The organism is Photobacterium sp. OFAV2-7 (genome assembly GCF_022347985.1).
Classification (GTDB): Bacteria; Pseudomonadota; Gammaproteobacteria; order Enterobacterales; family Vibrionaceae; genus Photobacterium.
The window spans coordinates 1-6,785 of sequence record NZ_JAKRFQ010000203.1; the positions used below are offsets into that span (position 1 = coordinate 1).

Genomic DNA, 6,785 nt, shown 5'->3' on the forward strand with positions numbered 1-6,785 from the left:
ACTCGCGTGTGATGATTCACCAGCCGCTAGGCGGTTTCCAGGGCCAGGCTTCTGATATTCAGATCCATGCTCAAGAAATTTTAACTATCAAGAAACGACTAAATAATCTGCTTGCCGAGCACACTGGCCAGCCGCTTGAGGTGGTTGAGCGCGATACAGATCGTGATAACTTCATGTCGGCAGAGCAAGCAGTAGAGTACGGCTTGGTAGATGCAGTTTTGAGTAACCGTGACTAACTCTGTTTTTGGCTCCGTGGCACAGGTTTGCTGAGACGCGGAGCAAAATGATAAGAGTTGTTATACACTCAAAACAAGGCAATGATGGGTTGAGACCCAAAAAGAGGTTAGCGAATGACAGATAAGCGAAAAGAGAGTGGTAGTGGAAAACTGCTGTACTGCTCTTTCTGCGGCAAAAGTCAACATGAAGTTCGCAAGCTGATTGCTGGCCCTTCTGTTTATATTTGCGATGAGTGCGTTGATCTATGCAACGATATTATTCGCGAAGAAATTAAAGAAGTGATGCCGAAGCGAGACGGCAGCGAACTTCCAACGCCACAGGAAATTCGTGCGAACCTGGATGATTACGTTATTGGTCAGAACCATGCGAAAAAGGTACTGGCAGTAGCGGTGTACAACCATTACAAACGTCTTCGAAATGGCGACACCACCAGTGACGGTGTAGAGCTGGGTAAGAGTAACATTCTGCTGATCGGCCCGACCGGTAGTGGTAAGACTCTACTGGCTGAAACACTGGCTCGTATGCTGGATGTACCGTTTACTATGGCTGATGCAACTACGCTGACAGAAGCGGGTTATGTTGGTGAAGATGTAGAAAATATCATCCAGAAATTGCTACAGAAGTGTGATTACGACGTAGCAAAAGCAGAACGTGGTATTGTATACATTGATGAAATCGACAAGATTTCACGTAAGTCAGACAACCCGTCTATTACCCGTGATGTATCGGGTGAAGGTGTTCAGCAGGCCTTGCTGAAACTGATCGAAGGTACTGTTGCTTCTGTTCCGCCACAAGGCGGCCGTAAGCACCCACAGCAGGAGTTCTTGCAGGTTGATACCTCTAAGATTCTGTTTATCTGTGGCGGTGCATTTGCTGGCCTGGATAAAGTGGTTGATCAGCGTGTGGCAACCGGTACAGGGATTGGTTTTGGTGCTGACGTTCGTTCTAAAGACGAGTCGCGTACACTGAGCGATCTGTTCGAACAGGTTGAGCCGGAAGATTTGGTTAAGTACGGTCTGATCCCAGAGTTCATTGGTCGTCTGCCTGTCACGGCGATCCTGAACGAGCTGGACGAAGATGCACTGGTGCAGATCCTGCGCGAGCCGAAGAATGCATTGACCAAGCAGTATGCCGCATTGCTTGAGCTGGAAAATGTCGAGCTTGAGTTCCGTGATGATGCGCTGGTAGCGATTGCCCGCAAGGCAATGGAGCGCAAAACCGGTGCTCGTGGTCTACGCTCTATCGTGGAAGCTGTTCTGCTAGATACCATGTACGAACTTCCTTCTGCAGAAGGCGTGAGCAAAGTAGTCATCGATGAATCAGTCATCAAGGGTGAGTCCGACCCACTGCTGATTTATGAAAACACAGAAAATCAAGCAGCTGGCGCTGAGTGATTGTCTAATTACTGCTCATAATGTTGAAAAAAAGGAGGCTTTTGCCTCCTTTTTTATTTTCTGTTACTTATCCCGTTGAATCTTTCTGCTTTACCCCCATATACTCAGTAAAGAGATTGAACGGAAGAGAGAAGAATATGAACCTGGAGCGTTCGGAACGCCTTGAGATCCCCGTTCTGCCACTACGAGATGTGGTGGTCTACCCTCATATGGTTATTCCATTGTTTGTAGGCCGGGATAAATCTATTCGTTGTCTTGAGTCGGCAATGGATGACAATAAGCAAATTTTGTTGGTAGCCCAGAAAGAAGCGGCTACCGATGAGCCTTCGATCGACGATCTGTATGATGTTGGTACGGTTGCTACTATTCTTCAGTTGCTGAAGTTGCCTGATGGTACGGTGAAAGTGCTGGTTGAAGGCCAGCAGCGTGCCAAGGTCGAAAATCTACGTGATGATGAATTTTTCACTGCCGACGCAGAGTTTCTTGTTACCCAGGAAATGGATGAGCGTGAGCAGGAAGTGCTGGTCCGTACGGCGATCAATCAGTTTGAAGGTTTTATCAAGCTGAACAAGAAGATTCCGCCGGAAGTACTGACTTCGCTGAACGGTATTGATGAAGCGGCACGCCTTGCAGACACCATTGCTGCACATATGCCACTGAAGCTTGCCGATAAGCAGAAAGTGCTTGAAATCGTTGATATCACGGAACGCCTTGAGTTCCTGATGGCAATGATGGAATCTGAAATTGACCTGCTGCAGGTTGAGAAGCGCATTCGTGGCCGCGTCAAGAAGCAGATGGAAAAGAGCCAGCGCGAGTATTACCTCAACGAACAAATGAAGGCTATCCAGAAAGAGCTGGGTGAGCTGGATGATGCACCGGATGAATTCGAATCTTTGAAGAAGAAGATCGAAGAGTCGAAAATGCCGGCTGAGGCGCGCGAGAAAACTGAGCAGGAACTGCAAAAGCTGAAGATGATGTCGCCGATGTCAGCGGAAGCGACGGTTGTTCGTGGTTATATCGATTGGATGCTAAGTGTGCCTTGGCACAAGCGTTCTAAGGTGAAGAAAAATCTGGCCAAGGCAGAAGAAGTCTTGAATGCCGACCATTATGGTCTGGAGCGCGTCAAAGAGCGTATCCTTGAGTACCTGGCGGTTCAGAGTCGTATCAACAAGCTGAAGGGACCTATCCTATGCCTTGTTGGTCCTCCAGGTGTCGGTAAAACGTCTCTTGGTCAGTCTATTGCTGCAGCAACGGGTCGTAAGTACGTGCGTATGGCACTGGGTGGCGTGCGCGACGAGGCTGAGATCCGTGGTCACCGCCGTACCTATATCGGCTCAATGCCGGGCAAGCTGATCCAAAAAATGGCCAAAGTGGAAGTGAAAAACCCACTGTTCCTGCTGGATGAGATCGACAAGATGTCTTCGGATATGCGTGGCGATCCGGCTTCAGCATTGCTTGAAGTGCTAGATCCTGAGCAGAATAACGCGTTTAATGACCACTACCTGGAAGTGGACTACGATCTGTCTGACGTGATGTTCGTGGCAACCTCTAACTCAATGAACATTCCGGGTCCGCTGCTTGACCGTATGGAAGTGATCCGCCTGTCGGGTTATACCGAAGACGAGAAGCTTAATATAGCTAAGCGCCATTTGCTGGAGAAGCAGATCAAGCGCAACGGCCTGAAGCTGGGCGAGGTTGAAGTCGATGATTCAGCCCTGATCGGCATCATCCGCTATTACACCCGTGAAGCGGGTGTGCGTAGCCTGGAGCGTGAAATCTCCAAACTATGCCGTAAGGCGGTCAAAGAGATCCTGCTAAACACTGACACCAAGACGGTGACGATCACTCAGGAAAATTTGAAAGCTTACCTGGGCGTCCAGCGCTTCGATTACGGTAAAGCTGAAGAGAACAACCGTATTGGCCAGGTAACTGGTTTGGCCTGGACGGAAGTAGGCGGTGATCTGCTAACGATTGAAACCGAGTCGATGCCTGGCAAAGGTAAGTTTACCTACACCGGTTCGCTGGGGGATGTAATGCAGGAGTCGATTCAGGCGGCAATGACTGTCGTGCGCACCCGTGCTGAACGTCTTGGCGTGGCTGCAGACTTCTACGAGAAGCGTGATATTCATGTTCACGTACCAGAAGGGGCAACACCGAAAGACGGCCCGAGTGCGGGTATCGCGATGTGTACGGCACTGGTATCTAGTCTGACGGGTAACCCGGTACGCGGTGATGTTGCCATGACAGGTGAAATTACATTGCGTGGTGAAGTATTGCCGATCGGTGGCCTGAAAGAAAAACTGCTGGCTGCACACCGTGGGGGTATCAAGACGGTACTTATCCCGAAAGAGAATGAGCGTGATTTGGAAGAGATCCCAGATAACGTGATTGCTGATTTGGTCGTGCGTCCGGTGCGTTGGATTGATGAGGTGCTGACCGTTGCACTGCAGAATAATCCGACAGGCATTGAGCTGGTTAACGCCCAAAACAGTGACATGCAGCAAAGTTAAGTAAAGAAAAGACGCTTTCAGGTGCAAAAAGCCTTGTCAGCGTTTTTTTGTATCGCTATAAGTTAGGTCTAATTCGCTGTAAGCTCAATAATATCAATACTTACCCGTATCTCAGGTGTTCTGTGCTGGTATAATTAGGCCTGATACATTTTTTTTGTCCGTTGCAAGTTTTAAGCTTGTTGACAAGGTGGCTTGCGGACAAGGTTCATAGAGGGGATGAAATCGTGAACAAAACTCAGTTAGTTGATAAAATTGCTGAAAATGCAGATATTTCTAAAGCGTCAGCTGGTCGTGCTCTGGATGCATTCATTGACGCTGTTTCAGACACCCTGAAAACAGGTGATCAGGTTGCGCTAGTTGGTTTTGGTACTTTCTCTGTACGTGAGCGTGCAGCACGTACCGGTCGCAACCCACAGACAGGTGAAGAAATCCAGATTGCTGCTGCGAAAGTACCTGGCTTTAAAGCGGGTAAAGCGCTTAAGGATTCTGTAAACTAATAGTGGGCATCGGCCCGCTGTTTGTATTGAACAAACATCGATGCGGGTTGTCAGAGTTACTGACAACTTGGCATGAAATGAGGGCGCATCGAGTTGATGCGCTTTTTTTACTTTGTATCAGGGTGAAATTTTCAGTATCTAGTGCCTATTGGCTAGATACCCGAAGGCATTCTTCACAACCACAGTGCCAGATCGAATGAGTAGGAGATACGGCAGATTATGATGGAGCGTATGCGCGAAGGCGCTAGCAGCATTTGGGTCAAGATCATTCTTGGCTTAATTATTTTATCTTTTGTTTTTGCTGGTGTGGGTAGTTACCTTGCCGGTGGTAGTGAGCAAGCCGCTGCAAAGATTGATGATCGAGAAATCAGTCAGCGTGAGTTCGAGCAGGCCTACCAGAATGAGCGTAATCGTATGCAGTCGCAGCTTGGTGAGTACTTCAACACGCTGATGGGCGATCCGGCTTACGTACAGCAGTTCCGTCGTAGCGTGCTTGATCGCATGGTCAATGATGTACTGGTTGAGCAACGCGCCAAAGAGCTTGGTTTGCGTATCAGTGATGAGCAGATCCGTAGCTCGATTGTCTCAATGCCTGAGTTCCAGCGTGACGGTAAGTTTGATAACGAAGTTTACAATACCTTGCTTCGTCGTTCAGGCTTCACTCCGGAAATGTTTGCCGAGTCAATGCGTACCGATATGCTGCGTCAGCAGCTACTGACTGCCATTCAGGGCAGTGATTTTGCATTGGGCAATGAACTGGCAGCACTGACTAAGCTTGAGAAGCAGCAGCGTGTTATCCGTAGCCTGACTCTGGACGTGGCGGAGTTTCAGAAGAACGCAGATGTTTCTGAGGAAGCAATCCAGGCTTTCTATGATCAGAACCCACAGATGTTTACGCGCCCTGATCAGGTCAAAGTGGCTTACATCGAGCTGTCAGGCGAGGGCCTGAAAACCACGCTGGATATCTCTGAAGATGATGCAAAAGCTTTTTATGAAGAGAACCAGGCTAAATTTGGCACAGCCGAGCAGCGCCTGGCTAGCCATATCCTTATCCAGGGTGACAGCAGCGAAGCAAAAGCGAAGGCTGATGCCCTGCTGGCTGAGCTAAACGGCGGGGCGGACTTTGCCCAGATGGCCGAGTCGTCTTCTGACGATACGTTCAGTGCCAAAGAAGGCGGTAAGCTGGATTGGTTCGAGCGTGGTGTGATGGATCCGGCTTTTGAAGATGCGGCATTTGCACTGAACAAAGGTGAAACATCTGCCGTTGTCCAGACCTCGTTTGGTTACCACATTATCAAGCTAGACGATATCAAGGCTTCTAAGGTTAAGCCATTTGCTGATGTGCGCGATGACATTGTTGCCGAGCTTCGTGAGCAGCGTGCGGCTGAAGAGTTCTACGACCTGCAGACTCAGCTGGCCGAGACAGCGTTCGAAATGCCAGATTCGCTGGACGATGCTGCAGCGGCTGTGAATGCAGAGGTACAGACAACTGACTTCTTCGCCCAGAACGATGCGCCAGGCGTATTGGCTAACCCTGCAGTAATGCAGGCGGTATTTAGCCCTGAAGTGCGTGAAGATGGCCTGAACTCTGATGTGATTGAGATCGGCCCTGAGCATGTCGTTGTCGTACGTGTTGAAGACTCTCGTGATGAGATGGTGTTACCTTTCGACGAAGTATCTGACTCTGTTAAGCAGCAGTTGGCTGCTCAGCAAGGTGAGCAGGCTGCTCAGGCAAAAGCTGACGAGATCATTGCAGCGCTTCGTGACGGTAAGGCAGAGATCCTGGAAATAGAGTCTCTGAGCTTTTCTGAAGCACAAACCATCAGCCGCTCTGGGGCTGACCGTATGGTTGCCCAGGTTGCCTATGGGCTAGCCAAGCCTGTCGATGGCAAAGTGGTTTATGGCATGACGCGTGACATGTCTGGTAATGTGCTGATTATCGCTTTGGATGAAGTGATTGAAGCAGATGTTGAGCAGGTTGCATCAGACAGCCAGCTAGCCAGCCAGGTTGAGCAGATGAATGCTCAGCAGGATGTAATGGCAACGTTGGAAGTACTGCGAAACACAGCTGAAGTTAGCTATCCAACTCTGGATGCACCAGCAAACTAATTGTAATTTAGCAATTCGTTAACGGGCCGCCATTGTGC

At 49.3% G+C, this 6,785-nt stretch carries 5 protein-coding genes; all 5 read left to right on the forward strand.

Translation table 11 applies throughout. The features are described from left to right. On the forward strand, nucleotides 1-236 hold a 236-nt coding region (locus MHN01_RS12190), incomplete at its 5' end, for an ATP-dependent Clp protease proteolytic subunit (protein ID WP_239411600.1). Between the two features lie 114 nt (nucleotides 237-350). After that, on the forward strand, nucleotides 351-1,631 hold the full coding sequence (gene clpX / locus MHN01_RS12195; protein WP_075764150.1) for an ATP-dependent protease ATP-binding subunit ClpX: 1,281 nt from the start codon (nucleotides 351-353) through the stop codon (nucleotides 1,629-1,631). 137 nt (nucleotides 1,632-1,768) lie between these two features. Further along, on the forward strand, nucleotides 1,769-4,141 hold the full coding sequence (lon, locus tag MHN01_RS12200) for an endopeptidase La (protein ID WP_239411601.1): 2,373 nt from the start codon (nucleotides 1,769-1,771) through the stop codon (nucleotides 4,139-4,141). Nucleotides 4,142-4,365: 224 nt separating this feature from the next. Then, nucleotides 4,366-4,638, forward strand: a complete 273-nt coding sequence (gene hupB, locus MHN01_RS12205; RefSeq protein WP_075764154.1) for a nucleoid-associated protein HU-beta — start codon at nucleotides 4,366-4,368, stop codon at nucleotides 4,636-4,638. A 219-nt stretch (nucleotides 4,639-4,857) separates the two neighbouring features. After that, nucleotides 4,858-6,747, forward strand: coding sequence for a peptidylprolyl isomerase (gene ppiD / locus MHN01_RS12210; protein ID WP_239411602.1), 1,890 nt, complete (start codon nucleotides 4,858-4,860; stop codon nucleotides 6,745-6,747). The last annotated feature ends 38 nt before the right edge of the window (nucleotides 6,748-6,785 follow it).

Bases quoted from the DNA above. Each gene is read 5' to 3' on its own strand.
- lon (WP_239411601.1), top strand. From the start codon at position 1,769: ATGAACCTGGAGCGTTCGGAACGCCTTGAGATCCCCGTTCTGCCACTA.
- clpX (WP_075764150.1), top strand. From the start codon at position 351: ATGACAGATAAGCGAAAAGAGAGTGGTAGTGGAAAACTGCTGTACTGC.
- ppiD (WP_239411602.1), top strand. From the start codon at position 4,858: ATGATGGAGCGTATGCGCGAAGGCGCTAGCAGCATTTGGGTCAAGATC.